A 19057-nucleotide genomic window follows, 5' to 3' on the forward strand; every position below is an offset into this window, starting at 1 on the left:
CCGCGCCAAGCGTCGAAGGTCACAAAAACGTATCGGACATTTCACATGTCAATCTTCACGGGAGGCTCACAAGTTGGTTAGGTTACGCATCGGACCGCACGACGACCTCCGGCGAACCCCGCCGGGACGCGCGGCCTCCGCCTAGTCCGGTGTGTCCGCGAGGGCCCACTGGAGCCGGGGACCCAACCGAACTCGGGGTGAATCGGCCCAACCGCCCTTTGGGGCAAGGGCCGTAGGGCACACCTTCCGGACCGACCGCCCGAACCCTCCCCCAGTGCCTGAACGGCCTGGGGGGACCCCACGCTAACCCGGTACGCGGAGTACGGAAGGAGTACGTCGCCCATGGCGCCGGAACGCAGCGCGCGTCCGGGGGCTCTGAGCCTCCCTGGCATGCGCAATTCCGCCCTCGCGTCGGCAGCCCTCACCTCTGTGGCCCTGCTCGCCCAGACGGCCAACGCCGCCCCCTCGGCCGGGGACGAGACACCGAGTCGCGAGGAGGTCAGCCGACGGGTCAGCTCCCTCTACGACCAGGCCGAATCCGACACGGGCACCTTCAACGCCACCCGCGCGGCGGCAACCGGCCCGCGCAAGCGCGCCGACCGGCCGACGGACACCGGACGCCGCCCCGGCGCCGGGCCGCGGAACGACGACGACAGGCGCCGCGACCCCGCGCTCGACAGCGTCACCCGGCAGTGGTTCGACGGGGTCCGTTCGAAGCTGGGTCCGACCGTGCCGGCGGTGCTGCCGACCGACAGACTGCCGGACCGTCCCGGCGGGGCGCGGGCAACGCGCGCGGGAGCCGGCCTCGCCGACCGCGGGCGGGAAGCCACCGGCCGCGCCGCCGCCCTGGAGCTGCCCGCCGCGCCCGTCGCCGAGTTGACGTCCGGTTCGGCCACCGGGAGGGCTCCGCTGGCCGAACTGACCGCCGGCCCTGTGGCCGCCTTTCCGGCCGCACCGGAGGCACCGGAGGCACCACGGGAAGTCCTCGCCCTTCCCGCCCCTTCCGCCGACCCCGCGGCCGAGCCGCAACAGCAGTCCTCTCTACGGGCGTCCAAGGAGCGGAACCAGCGAAAGCTCTCCCAGGCACGCGACGTGCTCTCTCCGGTACGCCGTGCAGCAGGGCGCGCCGCTCGCCGCGATCGAGAGCCCGGCTGCCGCCGTCGAGAGTCTGCCCGCCGTCGACTCCTGGAGTGCCACGCCGACCCGGATCCAGCCCTCGGCCGAGACACAGTGGCAGGCGTTGCAGGCCCAGGGGCCGGCCGACCTCACCACGGCCCCGGCCGGCACATCGGCCTGGACCACCACGCCAGCCCCGGCCACCGACCCCCTGACCACCACCGCAACGAGCCCATACCTCACCACGGGACAGGCCTACGACACGGCCTACGACACGGGCCGGGCCCCCGACACCGGCCAGGCCCTCGACACCGGCCAGGTCCTCGCCGCGACCACCGCCCTCACATCGACCGCACCGCGGGACACCCGAGCCACGCGCGCCCTGGACTTCGCCCGTGCCCAGCTCGGCAAGCCCTGTGTCTGGGGCACCAGCGGCCCGGACGCCTACGACGGCCCCGGCCTCACCCAGGCCGCCTGGAAGGCCGCCGGTATCACCCTCCCCCGCACCGCGCCGGAACAGGCGACCGCCGGCCAGGGGATCGCGCTCACCTACCTCGAACCCGGCGACCTGGTCCTCTTCCACGTCGGCCACGTCGGGATCTACTCCGGAAACGGCATGATGATCCACGCCCCGGGGCCCGGGGCAGCGATCCGCGAGGAGTCGATCCACTACGCCGGAGAGTCGGCGATCCACAGCGCGATACGGCCCGCCTGAGCCATCGGCACGGCCACCGACACCACCCCGCCCCCTCCATCAGGCGGGGTGGTCTTCTTCGCCCCCTTCACCTCGCGATGCGCCACGCGGTGACACCGCCCCACCTCGGCTTTGTCGATACGTCCTGACAAACCCATTGACATCATCTGGGGAGCGCCGCATAGTACCTGCCACTAGAGCGCGCTAGTGGAGCGCTCAAGCCGTTATCCAGCGGGTGGTACCCGTGACCCTCCCCCACCTGGGAACCCGCCCCGACCAGCACAGCGAGGTGCATGGGACATGCGCAGACACCACCGAGCCGCGACGCTGACCGCCGCCGCACTGGCCGCCACCCTCTTCGCCGCGGGATGCTCCAGCAACTCCGGCGGGAAGCAGTCCGAGGAGGGCTCCGGGGACGCCTCGGCCGGCAAGGCGACCACGCCCCGGATGACCGTGGCCATGGTCACCCACGCGGCTCCGGGTGACACGTTCTGGGACCTGATCCGCAAGGGAGCCGAGGCCGCCGCGGCCAAGGACAACATCAAGCTCGTCTACTCCAGCGACCCGAGCGCCGGCAACCAGGCGAACCTGGTACAGAACGCGATCGACCAGAAGGTCGACGGCATCGCCCTCACCGCGGCCAAGCCGAGCGCCATGAAGGCCGTGGTCGCCAAGGCCACAACGGCCGGCATCCCCGTCGTCGGCTTCAACGCCGGCCTGGACGACTGGAAGGGCCTCGGCATGCTCGAGTACTTCGGGCAGGACGAGAACATCGCGGGCCAGGCCTTCGGTGAGCGGCTCGACGAGGTCGGTGCCAAGCACGCCATCTGTGTCATCCAGGAGCAGGGCCATGTCGCCCTGGAGGCCCGCTGCGCCGGCCTGAAGAAGGGGTTCTCGGGCAAGACGGACATCCTCTACGTCAACGGCACCGACATGCCGTCCGTGAAGTCGACGATCACCGCCAAGCTCCAGCAGGACTCCTCCATCGACCAAGTCGTCACGCTCGGCGCCCCGTTCGCGCTGACCGCCGTGCAGTCGGTGGCCGACGCGGGCGGCAAGGCGAAGGTCGCGACCTTCGACTTGAACAAGGAGTTGGTCACGGCCGTGCAGGACGGCAAGGTCGAGTTCGCCGTCGACCAACAGCCGTACCTCCAGGGCTACCTGGCGGTCGACTCGCTGTGGCTGTACAGGACGAACGGCAACTTCAGCGGCGGCGGCACGGCTCCGGTGCTGACCGGGCCCGCCTTCATCACCAAGGACAACGTCGACGCGGTGGCCGAGTTCGCCGCGAAGGGCACGCGCTAGGGGAAACGTCCCCTAGGGGGTGTTTCGAAAGTCCCGTGCGGTGCCCGCGGTGTCCGGTGCGTGCCCTGGGGGTCCCCCCGGCCGAAGGCTGGGGGAGTGCCGGACGAAGGCCCTCGTACTGGACGTACTCGGGCCTTTGGCCGGTGCGGCGAGGGTGCGTGCCGGGCGCCGCGGGCGCTGTGCGGGACTTTAAAACACCCCCTAGGCGCGGCCATGGACAGGCGGGGTCGGTCGTGGCCGCGACGGGGCGCGGCCGGCCTCGCCGCTGATTCCGTGCTCAGGCCGGCTCCTGCGGGGCCGGCCCACTGGTGCCCCGGACGACCAGCTTGGGGTCCAACACGGCCTCGCGCGGCTCCAGTTCGGGATCCTCCAGCCGGTCCACGGCGAAGCGGACCGCGTGCTCGGCCATGAGGACGGCGTCCTGGCGGACGGTGGTCAGGCCGATCGACATCAGATGGGAGAGGTGGCTGTCGTCGTAGCCGACGACCGACACCTCGCGCGGGACCTCGACGCCCGCCTGCGTCAGCGTCATCAACAGGCCGATCGCGCACCGGTCGTTGCCCGCGAGGACCGCCGTGGGCAGCGGCAACCCCTGGCCGCGCTCCGCCAGCAGTATGCGGGCCGTCTCGATGCCCGACTCCTCGGTGTGGGCGCCGGGGATCACCCTTACGTGGTCCACCAGCCCGTGCCTGCGCATCGCGGCCCGGTAGGCGCGCCTGCGCTCGGCCGAGCCGGAGCCGCGCCCGCCGTCGATGTGCGCGATCCGGCGGTGGCCCAGTTCCACGAGGTGGTCCATGGCCTGGCGTACGCCCTTGCCCTCGGCGCTGTGCACGAGGTCCACCCGGGCGCCGGGCGCGCGACGGGCGACCGAGACGGTCGCCGCACGGCGTCCGAGCTGGTCGAGGTAGCCGGGCTCGGCCTCGGGGGCGAGCAGGATCAGCCCCTCGCAGCGATGGCCGAGCAGAGCCTCTACGGCCTTGGCCTGACCGCGGCCCGGGGTCGTCCCGGACAGCAGCACGTCGTAGCCGAGCCGTTCGGCCTCGGGGTAGATGCCCGCGATGAGGTCCGTGTGGAAGGTCTGGTGGACGGTGAACAGCACGCCGAGGGTGCGGCTGCGGCCACGGGCCAGCAACCGGGCCGCGTTGTCCGGGCGGTAGCCGATCTCGTCGGCGACGCGCAGGACCCGCTCACGGGTCTCACGGCCGGCCCCCGGCAGGTCACGGAAGATGATCGAGACGAGCGCGCGGGACACGCCGGCCTTCTCGGCCACGTCCGCCATCGTGGGCCGCTGCTTGCCTGCTGCATCCACCTGTGCTTCCCACCCTTCGACGCGCTCACCTTAACGGGGCCTCGAAATCTCCCGGCGACAAGCTATTGACATGACATTTGGACCAGGGTCATCGTACTCGGACTAGAGCGCGCTAGTAGAGCGCGCCAGGGCATCCGTGGATACGCCCGCCGGCATCCGCCCCTCCACCCTCCGCCCCTCCACCCCCACTCTCCGCCCCTCCGCTCCACTTCACTCCCCTACCCCCTCCCCTCCCCGAAGGACTTGTCATGGCAACGGCGCCAACCTCGCTCCGCACCACCGCGGGCAACCTGTGCCTGGGCTCGGCCCCCGACTCCTGGGGCGTCTGGTTCCCCGAGGACGACCAGCAGGTCCCGTACACCCGCTTCCTCGACGAGCTGGCCGCGGCGGGGTACGAGTGGCTGGAGCTCGGGCCCTACGGCTATCTCCCCACGGACCCGGCGCAGCTCGCGGAGGAGCTGCGGGCGCGTGGCCTCAAGGTCTCCGGCGGCACCGCCTTCGGCGCGCTGCACCGGCCCGAGGCATGGGACGGGATGCTCGCGCACGTCCGGCAGGTCGCGGAGCTGACCGCCGCCGCGGGCGCCCATCACCTGGTCCTCATCCCGCCCATGTACCGGGACGAGAAGACCGGCGCCTTCACCGAGTCGCCCGAGCTGACCGCCGAACAGTGGGCGGGCTTCGGCAAGGCCGCCGACCGGCTCGGCAGGCTGCTCCTCGACGAGTACGACGTACGGCTCGTCATCCACCCGCACGCCGACAGCCACCTCCAGACCCAGCCGGAGATCGAGCGGCTGCTCCACGAGTCCGACTCCCGCTGGACGAACCTGTGCCTGGACACCGGGCACGTCGCCTACGGCGGCGGTGACAACGTCGACCTGATCCGCCGCTTCGGTGAGCGCGTCGGGTACGTGCACATCAAGCAGATGGACCCCGAGATCCTCGCCCAGGTCGCCGCGGAGAACCTGTCGTTCGGCGAGGCCGTCAAGCGCGGCGTGTGCGTGTCGCCGCCCGCCGGCGTACCGAGGCCGGCCGAGGTGGTGGCCGAACTCGCCCGGCTGGACGCCGAGTTGTTCGTGATCGTCGAGCAGGACCTGTACCCGTGCGCACCCGGCGTGCCGCTCCCGATCGCCATGAGCACCCGTGAGCACCTGGCGGGCTGCGGCCTGTCGGGTACCCGGCGGCCGACGCTCACGACTCTCGACCGGTGAGGAGACCGCCCATGGACGTCAGGGACGACGACGCGACGCAGACCCCCGCCCCTCTCACGGACGACGCTCCGCCCGCGGTCTCCCGCAGGCTGCGGCTCATCACCGTCATCGCCACCTTCGGCGGACTGCTGTTCGGCTACGACACCGGTGTCATCAACGGCGCCCTGCCGTACATGACCGACGACCTCGGCCTGACCGCGGTCACCGAGGGCATGGTCACCAGCTCGCTGCTCCTCGGTGCAGCGCTGGGCGCGGTGGCCGGCGGCCGGCTGTCGGACGCGCGGGGACGGCGCCGTACGATCCTCACCCTCGCTGTGCTGTTCTTCATCGGCGCGCTCGGCTGCGCGCTGGCGCCGACGACCGCCGTCATGGTCGTCGCCCGGTTCGTGCTCGGTCTCGCGGTGGGCGGCGCCTCGGTGACGGTGCCGGTCTACCTCGCGGAGGTCTCCCCCGCCGAGCGGCGCGGGGCGCTGGTCACCCGTAACGAACTGATGATCGTCAGCGGCCAGTTGCTGGCGTTCACGTCCAACGCGATCATCGCCCGGGTGGGCGGGGAGTCCGGCGGCGTGTGGCGCTGGATGCTGGTGATCGCCACCCTCCCGGCGGTGGTGCTGTGGTTCGGCATGCTCGTGATGCCGGAGAGCCCGCGCTGGCTCGCCTCCCGGACCCGCTTCGGTGAGGCCCTGGAGGTACTCAAGCAGGTCCGCTCGCAGCAGCGTGCCGAGGCCGAACTCGCCGAGGTGTCCGCGCTCGCCGTCAAGGAGGAGCAGGAAAAGCTCGGCGCCTGGCAGGACATGAAGGCCACGCCGTGGATCCGCAAGCTGATGCTCGTCGGCTTCGGCATCGCGATCGTGCAGCAGATCACCGGTGTCAACACGATCATGTACTACGGCACCCAGATCCTCACCGACGCCGGATTCGCCTCCGACAGCGCGCTGACCGCCAACATCGCCAACGGCGTGATCTCGGTACTGGCCACTTTCGTCGGCATCTGGCTGCTCGGCCGGGTCAACCGCCGCCCCATGCTGATGGTCGGTCAGATCGGTACCACGGCCGCTCTGTTGCTGATCGGTGTCTTCTCCCTGGTGCTGCCCGCCGGTGACGGCCGTGCCTACGCCGTGCTCGCCATGACCGTCACGTTCCTGGCCTTCCAGCAGGGTGCGATCTCGCCGGTGACCTGGCTGATGCTGTCGGAGATCTTCCCGATGCGGATGCGCGGCTTCGGCATGGGCGTCGCGGCCGTGGTGCTGTGGCTGACCAACTTCGTGAGCGGCCTGGCATTCCCGTCGCTGGTCTCCGGCATCGGGATCTCCAACACCTTCTTCCTGTTCGTGGTGGCGGGTCTGGTCTCGCTCACCTTCGTCAAGCTCTACGTCCCCGAGACGAAGGGCCGCTCGCTCGAAGCCCTCGAAGCCGAACTCCGGGCGCGTTACTCCTAGTTAGGACAGAGAACCATGACTGTACGCGTAGGCGTCATCGGCGCCGGCTGGATCGGCAAGGAGCACATCCGGCGGCTCACCGACACCGTCACCGGCGCCCGTGTCACCGCGGTCACCGACATCGACGCCGTGCGGGCCCAGGAGGCGGCGACGCCGGTCGGTGCACGAGTGCTGCCCGAGGGTGCGGCCGTGGTCGCGGCGGACGACGTCGACGCCGTCCTCGTCACCTCCTGGGGCCCGACCCACGCCCAGCACGTGCTGGGTGCCATCGCCGCCGGGAAGCCGGTGTTCTGCGAGAAGCCGCTGGCCACCACCGCCGAGGACGGTCTGCGGATCGTCGAGGCCGAGACGGCTCACGGCCGGCGCCTGGTGCAGGTCGGCTTCATGCGCCGCTACGACGCCGGCTACCGGCAGCTGAAGCAGGTCATCGACTCCGGCCGGATCGGCGAACCGCTGATCGTGCACTGCGCCCACCGCAACCCGACCGTGCCGGAGTCGTACACGTCCTCGATGGCCGCCCTCGACACGGCCGTGCACGAGGTGGACGTGCTGCGCTGGCTGCTGGACGACGAGATCGTCTCCACTCAGGTCGTCACCCCGCGCGCCACGAGCAAGCGGTTCGCGCACCTCAAGGACCCGCAGATCATGCTCTTCGAGACCGCCAAGGGCGTCCGCATCGACCTGGAGGTCTTCGTCAACTGCCAGTACGGCTACGACATCCAGTGCGAGGCCGTCGGTGAGGAGGGCCTCGTCCGGCTGCCCGAGCCGGCCGCCGTCGGCGTGCGCACCGCCGCTCAGCACAGCACCGAGGTGCTCACCGACTGGGTCGGCCGCTTCCGGGACGCCTTCGACACCGAGTTCCGCGAGTGGATCACGGGCATCGCCGCCGGTGACGAGCCCACCGGCCCCTCCGCCTGGGACGGGTACGCCGCCACCGTCATCACCAGCGCGACCGTCGAGGCCCTGGAGTCGGGCCGCGTCGTCGCCACCGACCTCAAGCCCCGCCCGGCGTTCTACGGAGGTGCTGCGTGAAAATCGCCCTCGACCCGTACATGCTCCGCACGCTTCCCATCGACACGATGGTGCGTACGGTCGCCGAACTCGGCTATGACTACATCGAGTTGTCCCCCCGTGACGACTTCATGCCGTTCTTCGTGCACCCGCGCGCCGACGACGAGCGGATCGCCGAGCTGAAGAGCGCCCTGCGCACGCACGGCGTGCAGCTGTCCTCCGTGCTGCCGCTGTACAAGTGGTCGTCTCCCGACGAGACGGAGCGGCAGGCGGCCGTCCGCTACTGGAAGCGGATGATCGAGATCACCGCCGACCTCGGCTGTCAGCTGATGAACAGCGAGTTCAACGGCCGCCCCGAGCGCGCCGCGGAGAGCGAGGCGGCCTTCTGGCGCTCGCTGGAGGAGCTGCTCCCGGTGTTCGAGCGCGAAGGCATCGCTCTGAACCTGGAGGCGCACCCCGACGACTTCTGTGAGGAGAACACCCCCGCGGTCGACCTGGTCCGCGCGATCGACAAGCCCTGGGTGAACTACCTCTACTGTGCCCCGCACTCCTTCCACCTCTCGGGCGCGGACCCGACGGCGGACATCGCGGCGATGCTGCGCTACGCCGGTGACAAGCTCCGGCATGTGCACATCGCGGACTCCTTCAACCACAAGGGCTCGTCCGGTCTGCGGTACATCCTCAACCCGCCCGGCACCCCGGCCCGGATCCACCAGCACCTGGACATCGGGCAGGGCGAGGTCGACTGGGACGCCTTCTTCGGCACGCTGCGCGAGCTGGACTTCGACGGCGTGGCCACGGCCTGCGTCTTCGCCTGGGAGGAGCGGGCCGTGGAGTCCTCCGCGTTCATGCTGGACCGCATCCGCAAGGAGCTTGCCGCGTAAGCGGACCAGAGGTCAGCGGTACAGAAGTCAGCGATCCGGCGTTCAGGCGGCCTTCAGCGCGAGCGGCAGTGCGCTGAGCCCGCTGAGGAAGTTGGAGTAGACGGGCTTTGCGGGGCCGGTCTGCTCCAACTCCGCCACCAGGTCACGCAGGCCGGTCAGGACGGCGCCGATCTCCGCCCGTGCCAGGTAGGCGCCGAGGCAGAAGTGGGGGCCGTAGGCGAAGGTCACGTGCTTGTTGGGCGTGCGGTCCAGGCGTAGTTCGCCGGGGGTGTCGAAGATGATTTCGTCGCGGTTGGCGGAGGCGTTCCAGACGGTGACGATCTCTCCCTCCTTGACCGCTCGGCCGCCCACCTCGGTGTCGGTGGTCGCGGTGCGTCCGGAGTGCAGGGCGGGGGTCGTCCAGCGCAGGATCTCCTCGACGGCGGTGTCGATGCCGGCGTCGCCCCGTTTGAGGGCCTGCCACTGGTCGGGGTGGTCCAGCAGGGCGAGGGCGGCGCCGACCATGGACAGGCGGGCCGTCTCGTCGCCGCCGAGGATCAGGCTGTAGCAGTTGAGCATGATCTCGTCGTCGTCCAGCGGCAGCCCGTTCACCTTGCTGCCCGCGAGCAGCGCGATGACGTCCGCGTGGCCGCTGTCGCGCCGGTCGCGGGCGAGGTTGGCGAAGTAGAGGAGGATCTCGTTCTTGGCGATCCACGCGTCCGCCGCCGTACTGTCCGCCTCGTGCGAGCCCAGCGCGGAGGACGTCAGGCTCAGCACGTAGGCCCGGTCCTGGTCGGGGACGCCGAGCAGGTCGCAGATCGCGCCGAGGGGTATGCCGGCCGCCACGTCGGCGGCGAAGTCGCAGGTGCCCTTCTCCAGCGCGTCCTTCAGCAGCCGCGTCACGGTGCGCCGCACGCTCTCCACGATCGGCTCCAGTGCCCGTGGCGAGAACGCGGACATCAGCAGGCGGCGCAGGCCCGTGTGCTTCGCCCCGTCGGTGATGGCGAGCATGCGGCCGGCCGCGGTGTCGCCGCCGGCGAGGAGGGTTTCCAGGACGTTGCCGCCCTCGGAGGTGAAGCGTGTGCTGTCCCGGTACACGGAGGTGACGTCGGCGTGCCGGGACACCACCCAGAAGCCCGGGGCCGTGTCGGTCGCCGGGTTCCAGTGGACCGGCTGATGCTCCCTCAAGTGGCGCCACACGGCGGTCAGGTCGCTCTCGGCGTGCAGCCGTGGATCGGCCAGGTTCAGCGTGTCGAGCTCTTCCGGCGCGATCGTCCGCCGTGTGGTCATCCCGTTTCCTCCCGTTTCCGCTGTTCCCTACGCGCCCATGGCCCGGATGAGACTCTTGGGACGCATGTCGGTCCAGTGCTCCTCAACGTAGTCCAGGCAGGACTGCCGGCTCGCGGGACCGTGCACGACGGTCCAGCCGGCCGGCACCTCGGCGAAGGCGGGCCACAGCGAGTGCTGGCCCTCGTCGTTGACGAGGACGTGGTGCTGGAGGGTGTCGTCGTCGAAGGGGTTGGTGGTCATGCGGGGTTCCTCCGGTGGGTGGGGTCGGGTGCGGTGAGGTCGAGTGCGGCGGTGCGGAGTCGTCGGGCGAGTTCGGGGCCGATCCGGTCCAGCGGTCCCGGCCGGGTCATCTGGCCATGGGTGCAGGGGACGTCGTGGTGGTCGACACGGCCGCGCATCATCCGAGACGCCACGAGCCGTGAGGAAAGGGTGGCGGAAACATGGGTCAGACGCCGACGCATACGACTCCGGGGAATGGGGTGGAGCTCTCTCCCTGGCTCCCGTCCCAGGTTCCGGTTTCCCTTCTGTCACCGCAGGACGGAGCAGCGAACGGGACGTACCGGGAGCCGTCGTCCGCGACCCTGCTGACGGCGTACCGGAAGATGGTCCTCGGGCGCCGCTTCGACGAGCAGGCGACCGCGCTCGCCCGGCAGGGCAGGCTGGCGGTCCACCCGTCCAGCCTCGGCCAGGAGGCCTGCCAGGTCGGCGCCGCGCTGGCGCTGCGCGACACGGACTGGCTGTTCCCCACCTACCGGGACTGCGTCGCGCTGATCAGCCGCGGGATCGACCCGGTCGAGGCGCTGACGCTGCTGCGCGGCGACGCCCACTGCGGCTACGACCCGCTGCACCACCGCACCGCGCCGCAGTGCACCCCGCTCGCCACCCACGCCGCGCACGCCACCGGACTGGCCCACGCGGAGCGGCTCAAGGGCACGGACACCGTCGCCCTCGCGCTCGTCGGCGACGGCGCCACCAGCGAGGGCGACTTCCACGAGGCCCTCAACCTGGCCGGCGTGCTGCGGGCGCCGGTGGTCTTCCTCGTGCAGAACAACCGGTACGCCATCTCCGTCCCGCTGTCCGCCCAGTGCGCGGCACCGGGCCTTGCCTACAAGGGCATCGGCTACGGCGTCCGCGCGGAACACGTGGACGGCAACGACGCCGCGGCCGTCCTCGCCGTGCTGAGTACGGCAGTCGAGGACGCGCGGGCGGGCGGCGGGCCCTGGCTGGTCGAGGCGCACACCTACCGCCTGGGCCCGCACACCAGCGCCGACGACCCCTCCCGCTACCGCCCGGCCGAGGAGGCCGAGCACTGGCGCCGGCGCGACCCGATCACCCGTCTGGAGTCCGCCCTGCGCGAGCGCGGCGTACTGACCCCCGAGGACGCCGACGCCGCGACCGCCGAGGCCGAGGCCTACGCCGCCGACGTGCGCGCACGGCTCGCCGAGGATCCCGAGCTCGACCCCCTGGCCCTGTTCGACCACGTCTTCGCGTCGCCGCCCCCGCACCTGACCGAGCAACGCGCGGCTCTGCGGGCCGAGTTGGAGGGACGCTGACATGACGACGAGCGTGGCGATGGCGCAGGCCCTCAACGCCGCCCTGCGGGACGCGCTCGGCGCGGACGAACGCGTCGTGGTCTTCGGCGAGGACGTCGGCCGCCTCGGCGGCGTCTTCCGGGTCACCGACGGGCTCACCGACGAGTTCGGCGACCGGCGCTGCTTCGACACCCCGGTCAGCGAGGCCGGCATCGCGGGGCTCGCGGTCGGCATGGCGATGGCCGGGTTCCGGCCGGTGGTGGAGATGCAGTTCGACGCCTTCGCCTACCCGGCGTTCGAGCAGATCGCCTCCCACATGGCCAAGACGCGCAACCGCACCCGGGGCGTGCTCCCGCTGCCCCTGGTCGTCCGCATCCCGTACGGCGGCGGCATCGGGGGCGTGGAGCACCACAGCGACTCCAGCGAGGCGTACTACGCGCACACGGCGGGCCTGAAGGTGGTGACACCGGCGACGGCCGCGGACGCCTACTCCCTGCTGCGCGAGGCGATAGACGATCCGGACCCGGTGATCTTCCTGGAGCCGAAGCGCCGCTACTGGACCAAGGAGGCGCTCCAACTCCCCACCCGGACCGAGCCGTTCGGCACCGCCGCGATCCGTCGGCCCGGAAGCGACGCGACGATGGTGGCGTACGGCCCGTCGGTCGCCGTCGCCCTGGAGGCGGCCCGGGAGGCCGCGGTCGAGGGCCTGGACGTGGAGGTGCTGGATCTGCGCAGCCTCGTCCCGCTGGACGACCGTACGCTCACCGCGTCGGTCCGCCGCACCGGCCGCTGTCTGGTCGTGCACGAGGCGCAGGGCTTCGCCGGGGTCGGTGCCGAGATCGCGGCCCGGGTGCAGGAGCGGTGCTTCGACGCGCTGGTCGCGCCGGTGCTGCGGGTCACCGGGTTCGACATCCCGTATCCGCCGCCGCTGTTGGAGAGTGCGCATCTGCCGGGCACCGGGCGGGTGTTGGAGGCGCTGCGTCGGCTGCTGCCGGATGAAACCGAGCGAGGGTTCCGTCAAGTCGCCGCCATTCCGGCCGACTCGACCGGCCGGACCTTCCATCTGCCCGATCTGGGCGAGGGGTTGGCGGACGTCGAGGTGCTGGAGTGGACAGTGGCGGTCGGTGACACGGTCGAGCAGGACCAGGTCGTGGCCGAGGTGGAGACCGCCAAGTCGGTGGTGACACTGCCGAGTCCGTATGCCGGAACCGTGACGGGCCTGCACTGCCGGGCGGGCGAGGTCGTGCGGGTGGGGGCGCCGCTGCTGACGGTGGCGGACATCGCGTCGGAGGAACCTGGCTCCGGGGCCGTACTCACCGGCTACGGGACGACCGGGGCGCGGCGGTCCTCACAGGCGCCTCCACCGGCACCCTCAGGGACGTCCTCACAGGCGTCCTCACCGGCACCCTCAGGGGCGCCCTCGCAGGCCTCCTCACCAGCCTCCGCAGCGCCCGGCCGGCCGGATCCGGGCACCCGCACCCCCCTCGACGCCACCGCCGAGAAATACCTCCGCAGTCACCGCGACACCCCCGCCGTGACCATCTGGGCGGACGAATTCATCACTTTCCGCCACATCGGCGTGAAGGTCGTCACACCCTTCACCGGATTACCCGACTCATCACAGGAGTCCTTGACGCTGAACCGTTTCATTGCTTCTCTCGAAACGCAGTTCTTCATGGGAGCGCTCCCAACCCCCCACGTGAAAGGGATCCCCGTGCAGACACCCCCTCACCCCAGACGCACCCTTTCCCTCGTCGTCACCGCGGCGCTCGTCGCCTGCCTTCTGTCGCTGTCCTGGGCGGGCGGCTCTCCGGCGCGGGCAGCGGCGGGCGACGGGTCGGTGTCCGACCCCAACATCGTCTACGTGGGCCGCTGGGACACGAGTTCGGGCACCGCCGCCGTGCCCCAGTGGTCAGGCGCGTACCTTCGAACGGCCTTCACCGGCACCACGGTGAAGGTCGGGGCGAGGGACGCGGTCAACTTCTACGCGAGCGTCGACGGCGGCCCCGACGTCTTCCACGCGGGCGTACGCGGGACGGTGAACCTCACTCCGCAGCCCCTCTCCCCCGGCACCCACACCCTGCGGATCTCCTACCGGTCGGGCGACACGGTTTTCCAGGGCCTGGTTCTGGACTCCGGCGCGCGCACGGTCAGTCCCACCGTGCCGTCCGGACTGGTCGAGTTCGTCGGCGACTCGATCACCGCCGGCGCCCTCACCGACCGGCTGGCGCTCGACTCGTACGCCTGGAAGACCGGCGAGCAGCTGGGGATGCGGCACACCCGGATCGCCCGCGCCGGCTACTGCCTGGTCGCGCAGTCCGGTTGCGTCGGCCTGAGCGGCCAGTACTTCCGCACAGCCAGCACCGGCGACCAGAACTGGGACTTCTCCCGCTACCGGGCGAGCGCGGTCGTCATCAACCTCGGCACCAACGACATCGGCCACGGCGTGTCCGGCTCCGCCTTCCAGGCGGCGTACACCAAGTTCCTCGGCGACGTGCGCGCCAGGCACCCCGAAGCCCAGCTCTTCGCCCTCCAGACGCTCAAGAAGCGCTACGTCACCGAGACCAGGGCCGCCGTCGGCGCCCGCAACGCCGCCGGTGACGCCAAGGTGCACTACGTCGACACCACGGGCTGGCTCACCGACGGCGCCGACTACGAGGACGGCAACGGCCATCCCAACGAGGCGGGTCACACCAAGTTCGCCGCCCGGCTGGCGCCCGTCATCGCCGCCCGCCTGGGCAGCGCCGCCGAGCTGTCGGCCCAGGCGGCCGCTCCCGGCCAGCCCGGGGACCCCAACATCAAGTTCGTGGGCCGCTGGGACACCCGGAGCTCCAGCACCCTCTACACGCCGTACTGGGCCGGTGCGTACTACCGCGTCGGCTTCACCGGGCGGACGGTCAAGCTCAAGCAGCGCAACACGATCGACTTCTGGGCGCGCATCGACAACGGGCCGGTGAAGTTCTACGACGACGTCAAGGGCACCGTGGACCTGACCCCCTCGCCGCTGTCCTCCGGCAACCACACACTCCAGGTCAACTACCAGGTGGTCGCGGGCTCCTATCGCGGTGACGCCGTGTTCCAGGGGCTGGCCCTCGACAGCGGGGCGACGACGTTCGCCCCGCCGGCCCCGACCAAGCTGATCGAGTTCGTCGGCGACTCGATCACGGTGGGCACGACCACCTCGCAGAACGCCCGGACCGCGTATGGCTGGTTGACCGGCGAACGGCTGGGCGCCGAGCACACACAGGTCGCCCAGGGCGGGGCCTGCCTCGTCGCGACGGCCGACGGATGCGTGGGTCTGGAGCAGCAGTTCGGCAGGCTCAACCCCAACTCCACGACGCCCGACTGGGACTTCGGCCGCTACCAGGCGGACGCGGTCGTCATCAACCTGGGCACCAACGACGTGGGGCACGGCGTGAGTTCGGCACAGTTCCAGTCGGCGTACGGCAGTCTGCTGCGCAAGGTCCGCGCCGCCTATCCGCGGGCCTGGATCTTCGCGCTGGAGACCTTCCGCGGCCGTTACGTCCCGCAGACCGAGGCAGCCGTCAAGGCGGCCGTGGACGGCGGCGACACCCGGCTCTCCTTCGTCGACACGACGGGCTGGCTGGGCTCCGGCGATCTGTCGGACTCCGTCCACCCCAACGACCAGGGACACCGCGTCATCGCCGACCGACTGGCACCGATCATCGCGGCGCGCACCGGCGGCTGACCGCGCCGCTCACCCCTGGGAGGCGCCCGACCGCAGCTCGCGGAGGAAGGGCGGTGCCGCCTCGATCAGTTGATCCACCTGGCTCTCGATCAACGGGAGGTATTCGTCGAGCGAGCCGGCGAATGCCTCCGGGATCTCCAGCAGGTAGCGGTACCCGCCGTTCTCCTCGTCCTCCGGGGCGTCCACCCCGATGTCCGCCTCGACGGAGAAGGCCTCGGGTGACATGCGCACGGTGAGGCCGCAGAACATGGCACGGCCGTCCCGGAGGTCGAGGGTCACACCGAGGACCTGCATGCCGGGCGTCGCGCCGTAACTGACGAACTCGCGCCAGCCGATGTGTGGTTGGTGCTCCAGGAACAGTTCGTACGCCGTCTTCCTGAGCCGCCCGGCGGCACTCCACAGGGCGACGGGCAGGCGCTGGGCGTCTCGGTCGGCTGCGTCCACGCGCCGATCATAGGGGCCCGCCCTGTCGCCGTCCCCGTGTCAGGCGGGCGGTATCCCGCCGCCCTGGAGGCGTTCCAGGTCGGAGGGGCGGACCTGGATGACGAGGAGGGCGATCACCGCGGCGATGACGGTGAAGATCGCGGCCATGATGAAGGCGGCGGAGACTCCCGCGGTGAGGACCTCGTCGGCGTAGGGCGGCGGGAGCTGCCCTGTGCGTTCGAAGTTCAGCCGCTCCAGCGGGGTCGCCTGGGACAGGAAGGCGGGGACCTGTTTGTCGGCCTCGTTGTTGCTCGCCGTGCCGAACATCGTGACCAGGATGGACAGTCCGAGGGAGCCGCCGACCTGCTGCGTGGCGTTGAGGAGCCCGGAGGCGGCGCCCGTCTCATGGGTGGCCACGTTGGACAGCGCCATCAGGGTCAGGGACACGAACTCCATGCCCATGCCGAGGCTGAAGACGAGCATCGGGCCGAGGATGCTGCCCGCGTAGGTGGAGTGGATGTCGGTCAGGGTCAGCCAGCCGAGGCCCGCGGCGGCCAGGATCGCTCCCGTCACCATGAAGGGCTTGGGCCCGTACCTGGGCAGGAGCTGGGAGGCGAGCCCCGCGCCGATGGCGATGACCGCGCTCACCGGGAGGAAGGCCAGCCCGGCTTCGAGGGGGCTGAAGTCCAGCACGTTCTGCACGAAGAGCGTGAGGAAGAAGAACATGCCGAAGATCGCGGCGGCGAGGCTGAGCATCATGCCGTAGGTGCCCGCCCGGTTGCGGTCGGCGAACATGTGCAGGGGCGTGATCGGCTGCCGGGAGCGCGCCTCGACCACGACGAACAGCAGCAGGAAGACGACGGCCGCCCCGAACGCGGCCAGGGTGAGCGCGTCCCGCCAGCCGTCCTGCGCGGCCCGGATGAACCCGTACACCAGCAGCACCATGCCGATGGTGGAGGTCATCGCGCCCAGCACGTCGAAGTGGCCGGCGTGCCGCTCGGACTCCCGGATCCAGCGCGGGGTGGCGGCCACGATGAGCAGCCCGATGGGCACGTTGACGAACAGCACCCAGCGCCAGTTGAGCCACTCGACGAGCACGCCGCCCGCCAGCAGCCCGATCGCGCCGCCGCCCGCCGAGACCGCGGCGAAGACGCCGAACGCCCTGTTGCGTTCGGGCCCTTCGGGGAAGGTCGTACTGATCAGGGCGAGGGAGGTCGGGGAGGCGATGGCGCCGCCGACGCCCTGGAGGGCACGAGCGGCGAGGAGCTGCCACTCGTTCTGGGACAGTCCGCCGAGCAGCGAAGCGAGCACGAAGAGCAGGACGCCGAAGACGAACACGCGCCGTCTGCCGAGGATGTCGCCCATCCTGCCGCCGAGCAGCAGCAGTCCGCCGAAGGTGAGCGTGTACGCGTTGACCACCCAGGACAGGCTGGTCGTGGAGAAGCCGAGCGAGCGCTGGATGTCCGGCAGCGCGATGTTCACGATGGTGATGTCGAGCACCACCATGAGCTGACAGGACGCGATGACCAGCAGCGCCATACCGCTGCCACGGCTCTCGCTCCGCTCCGTTTCCTGCGGGGTGGTCCGTGCTTCGGGTGTCGGCTCGGGGTTGCTCATGGCGGTGTGCCGTGGGCGGGGTTTCGGTGGCTGGTTCCCGCCACCATTCGACCGTACGCCGGTGCCGTGCGGCCCTCCACTCGATCACGGTGCCGTGCCGAGCCGGCGCGGGACGCCCAGGTCAGCGAGCGCCGCGGATCAGGCCCGTCAGATAGCGCCAGAGTGACGATCGCTGCCTGGCGGAGCGGTCCGGCAGCACCGCGTCGGCCGTCTCCGGAGCCGGATCGAGGGCCATCTGCGGTGGCGTCGCCCGCTCGGGCATCGGCGCGAGTTCGTACCGCACGGGCAGTGAGCGCAGACCGCGCATGAACGGCGAGGAGCGCCACGGCAGTTGGTCGGCCGGAAGGGCGAGGTCCAGGTGGGAGAACCGCTCGAAGAGCCGGCCCACGCCGGCCGCCGCGACCGTCGAGGCGAGCTCGCGTGCCGGGCACTGGCGGCGGCCCGCGCCCCAGGACAGGTGCGCCCGGGTGCTGATCGTGCTGCTCGGCGCCACATGGTCGGCGAAGAGCGGGTCGGCGTGCGCGGCGGCGGAGGAGACCCACACCGGGTCGCCCGCGCGGATCGTGTAGTTGCCGAGCGGTGTGTCCTCGGCGGCGAAGCGCGGTACGAAGTTCACCAGCGGCGGCTTGCGCATGACCACGCGGTTCATGCTCTCCCTGATCATCCCGGCGGACAGGCTGGCGCGTACGCCGCCGTCGCCGGAGATGACCTCGACCACGGTGTTGGACATGAGGATGCCGACGTGGTCGGAGGTCATGCCGAGCAGCATGAACAGCTCACGGGCGAGTTCGTCGAGCGAGAGGCCGGGGTGCGCGGCGAGCAGGTAGGAGGGGAAGTCGTCGCCCGGCTCCTCGAGCTTCACGGCGGCCAGTTCCGCGAGCGTGGCGAGCAGTCGTTCCAGGGCGGGCCCCGCGTCCGGACCGGCGTCCAGCACGCGCCACATGTCCATCAGGGCGTCGTCGCCCTGGGAGCCGGGGAAGCCGAGCAGATGGCTGGCCACCATCAGCGGCAGCGGCCGGGAGAACTGCGCGGACAGGTCGGCCACGCCGGTGCCGCCGCCCTGTCCCACCAGGGTGATCAGGTCGTCGGCGTAGGCGGTGACGGCCGCCTTCAGGCGCTTGGCCTGCGGGTGGCCGGGGTCCTGGAAGGGCTTGAGTGCCGCATCCCACGCCGTGCGCAGCGAGGGGTATCCGGGGCCGCCCTGGATCAGCACGTGGTTGACCTCGAGGGACGGCCCGAGCGGCCAGTCGGCGGGCACTTCGCCCTCGGTGCGGGCCCGCCAGTTCTCCAGCCCCTTGGGCCAGGCGTCGTCGTCCTGGAGGACCTGCAGCGCCTCGCGGTAGCCGAGGACCAGCCAGGCGGGCACTCCGAGCAGGTCGACGGGGGAGACGGGCCCGTGTCGCTGCCGCAGCCGCTCGTACACGAGGGAGGGGCGGGTCTCGTAGTCGCGGGTCAGCAGTGGTTCGGGAGTCAGTTCTTCCAAGCGGGTGCCGTCGATGTCCACGGATCCGCTCTCGCCCACCTGGGATTCCATCGTCCTG

15 protein-coding genes are annotated in these 19057 nt (G+C 71.1%); 8 read left to right on the forward strand and 7 right to left on the reverse strand.

The features are described from left to right. Window positions 1-1111: 1111 nt before the first annotated feature. A complete protein-coding gene (locus ABIE67_RS07205; protein WP_370255155.1) occupies window positions 1112-1831 on the forward strand; it encodes a C40 family peptidase in 720 nt (239 codons plus the stop codon). Between the two features lie 279 nt (window positions 1832-2110). Then, a complete protein-coding gene (locus tag ABIE67_RS07210; RefSeq protein ID WP_370255157.1) occupies window positions 2111-3115 on the forward strand; it encodes a sugar ABC transporter substrate-binding protein in 1005 nt (334 codons plus the stop codon). A gap of 277 nt (window positions 3116-3392) precedes the next feature. On the opposite strand, the gene ABIE67_RS07215 is transcribed toward ABIE67_RS07210, so the two are convergent. Beyond that, on the reverse strand, window positions 3393-4394 hold the full coding sequence (locus ABIE67_RS07215) for a LacI family DNA-binding transcriptional regulator (protein WP_370268298.1): 1002 nt from the start codon (window positions 4392-4394) through the stop codon (window positions 3393-3395). 278 nt (window positions 4395-4672) lie between these two features. Between ABIE67_RS07215 and ABIE67_RS07220 the strand changes: the two genes are divergently transcribed. Genes ABIE67_RS07220 through ABIE67_RS07235 form a run of 4 tightly spaced genes read left to right on the forward strand, consistent with a single transcriptional unit; the run spans window position 4673 to window position 8966 of the window. Next, window positions 4673-5632 (forward strand): TIM barrel protein, encoded by a 960-nt coding sequence (locus ABIE67_RS07220; protein ID WP_370255159.1) that lies wholly within the window; start codon window positions 4673-4675, stop codon window positions 5630-5632. A gap of 11 nt (window positions 5633-5643) precedes the next feature. Next, window positions 5644-7071: a sugar porter family MFS transporter gene (locus tag ABIE67_RS07225; RefSeq protein WP_370255161.1), complete on the forward strand. Its 1428-nt coding sequence runs from the start codon at window positions 5644-5646 to the stop codon at window positions 7069-7071. A 15-nt stretch (window positions 7072-7086) separates the two neighbouring features. Continuing rightward, window positions 7087-8103 (forward strand): Gfo/Idh/MocA family oxidoreductase, encoded by a 1017-nt coding sequence (locus ABIE67_RS07230; protein WP_370255163.1) that lies wholly within the window; start codon window positions 7087-7089, stop codon window positions 8101-8103. Beyond that, entirely contained in the window at window positions 8100-8966 is an 867-nt protein-coding gene (locus ABIE67_RS07235) for a sugar phosphate isomerase/epimerase family protein (RefSeq protein ID WP_370255165.1), read from the forward strand. Before ABIE67_RS07230 ends, ABIE67_RS07235 begins: the two co-directional genes overlap by 4 nt. 42 nt (window positions 8967-9008) lie before the next feature. On the opposite strand, the gene ABIE67_RS07240 is transcribed toward ABIE67_RS07235, so the two are convergent. From ABIE67_RS07240 to ABIE67_RS07250, 3 genes are read right to left on the reverse strand one after another with little or no spacing between them, the layout of a single operon-like run. Further along, complete coding sequence (locus ABIE67_RS07240) at window positions 9009-10235, reverse strand: cytochrome P450 (RefSeq protein WP_370255167.1); 1227 nt, start codon at window positions 10233-10235, stop codon at window positions 9009-9011. A 27-nt stretch (window positions 10236-10262) separates the two neighbouring features. Continuing rightward, window positions 10263-10475 carry an MbtH family protein gene (locus tag ABIE67_RS07245; protein WP_370255169.1) on the reverse strand — a complete coding sequence of 71 codons (213 nt, stop codon included), beginning with the start codon at window positions 10473-10475 and terminating at the stop codon, window positions 10263-10265. Then, on the reverse strand, window positions 10472-10648 hold the full coding sequence (locus ABIE67_RS07250) for a hypothetical protein (RefSeq protein ID WP_370255173.1): 177 nt from the start codon (window positions 10646-10648) through the stop codon (window positions 10472-10474). Before ABIE67_RS07250 ends, ABIE67_RS07245 begins: the two co-directional genes overlap by 4 nt. 27 nt (window positions 10649-10675) lie before the next feature. On the opposite strand from ABIE67_RS07250, the gene pdhA reads away from it, so the two are divergent. Together pdhA and ABIE67_RS07260 are read left to right on the forward strand one after the other, a co-directional pair. After that, window positions 10676-11788: a pyruvate dehydrogenase (acetyl-transferring) E1 component subunit alpha gene (gene pdhA, locus ABIE67_RS07255; protein WP_370255177.1), complete on the forward strand. Its 1113-nt coding sequence runs from the start codon at window positions 10676-10678 to the stop codon at window positions 11786-11788. Between the two features lies 1 nt (window position 11789). Continuing rightward, window positions 11790-15476, forward strand: coding sequence for a GDSL-type esterase/lipase family protein (locus tag ABIE67_RS07260; protein WP_370255182.1), 3687 nt, complete (start codon window positions 11790-11792; stop codon window positions 15474-15476). A gap of 9 nt (window positions 15477-15485) precedes the next feature. Here ABIE67_RS07260 and ABIE67_RS07265 read toward each other — a convergent pair whose 3' ends face one another. From ABIE67_RS07265 to ABIE67_RS07275, 3 genes are all read right to left on the reverse strand, one after another. Further along, window positions 15486-15920 carry a hypothetical protein gene (locus ABIE67_RS07265; RefSeq protein ID WP_370255186.1) on the reverse strand — a complete coding sequence of 145 codons (435 nt, stop codon included), beginning with the start codon at window positions 15918-15920 and terminating at the stop codon, window positions 15486-15488. A 39-nt stretch (window positions 15921-15959) separates the two neighbouring features. After that, complete coding sequence (locus ABIE67_RS07270) at window positions 15960-17438, reverse strand: MFS transporter (RefSeq protein WP_370268303.1); 1479 nt, start codon at window positions 17436-17438, stop codon at window positions 15960-15962. A 199-nt stretch (window positions 17439-17637) separates the two neighbouring features. Then, window positions 17638-19050, reverse strand: coding sequence for a cytochrome P450 (locus tag ABIE67_RS07275; RefSeq protein WP_370255188.1), 1413 nt, complete (start codon window positions 19048-19050; stop codon window positions 17638-17640). Window positions 19051-19057: the final 7 nt, after the last annotated feature.

The organism is Streptomyces sp. V4I8, assembly GCF_041261225.1.
Lineage (GTDB): Bacteria > Actinomycetota > Actinomycetes > Streptomycetales > Streptomycetaceae > Streptomyces.

Excerpts from the sequence above, each read along its gene's own strand:
- ABIE67_RS07210 (WP_370255157.1), top strand. The coding sequence starts at position 2,111 with ATGCGCAGACACCACCGAGCCGCGACGCTGACCGCCGCCGCACTGGCC.
- ABIE67_RS07215 (WP_370268298.1), bottom strand. The coding sequence starts at position 4,394 with ATGGCGGACGTGGCCGAGAAGGCCGGCGTGTCCCGCGCGCTCGTCTCG.
- ABIE67_RS07220 (WP_370255159.1), top strand. The coding sequence starts at position 4,673 with ATGGCAACGGCGCCAACCTCGCTCCGCACCACCGCGGGCAACCTGTGC.
- ABIE67_RS07225 (WP_370255161.1), top strand. The coding sequence starts at position 5,644 with ATGGACGTCAGGGACGACGACGCGACGCAGACCCCCGCCCCTCTCACG.
- ABIE67_RS07230 (WP_370255163.1), top strand. The coding sequence starts at position 7,087 with ATGACTGTACGCGTAGGCGTCATCGGCGCCGGCTGGATCGGCAAGGAG.
- ABIE67_RS07240 (WP_370255167.1), bottom strand. The coding sequence starts at position 10,235 with ATGACCACACGGCGGACGATCGCGCCGGAAGAGCTCGACACGCTGAAC.
- ABIE67_RS07245 (WP_370255169.1), bottom strand. The coding sequence starts at position 10,475 with ATGACCACCAACCCCTTCGACGACGACACCCTCCAGCACCACGTCCTC.
- pdhA (WP_370255177.1), top strand. The coding sequence starts at position 10,676 with ATGGGTCAGACGCCGACGCATACGACTCCGGGGAATGGGGTGGAGCTC.
- ABIE67_RS07260 (WP_370255182.1), top strand. The coding sequence starts at position 11,790 with ATGACGACGAGCGTGGCGATGGCGCAGGCCCTCAACGCCGCCCTGCGG.
- ABIE67_RS07270 (WP_370268303.1), bottom strand. The coding sequence starts at position 17,438 with ATGGCGCTGCTGGTCATCGCGTCCTGTCAGCTCATGGTGGTGCTCGAC.
- ABIE67_RS07275 (WP_370255188.1), bottom strand. The coding sequence starts at position 19,050 with ATGGAATCCCAGGTGGGCGAGAGCGGATCCGTGGACATCGACGGCACC.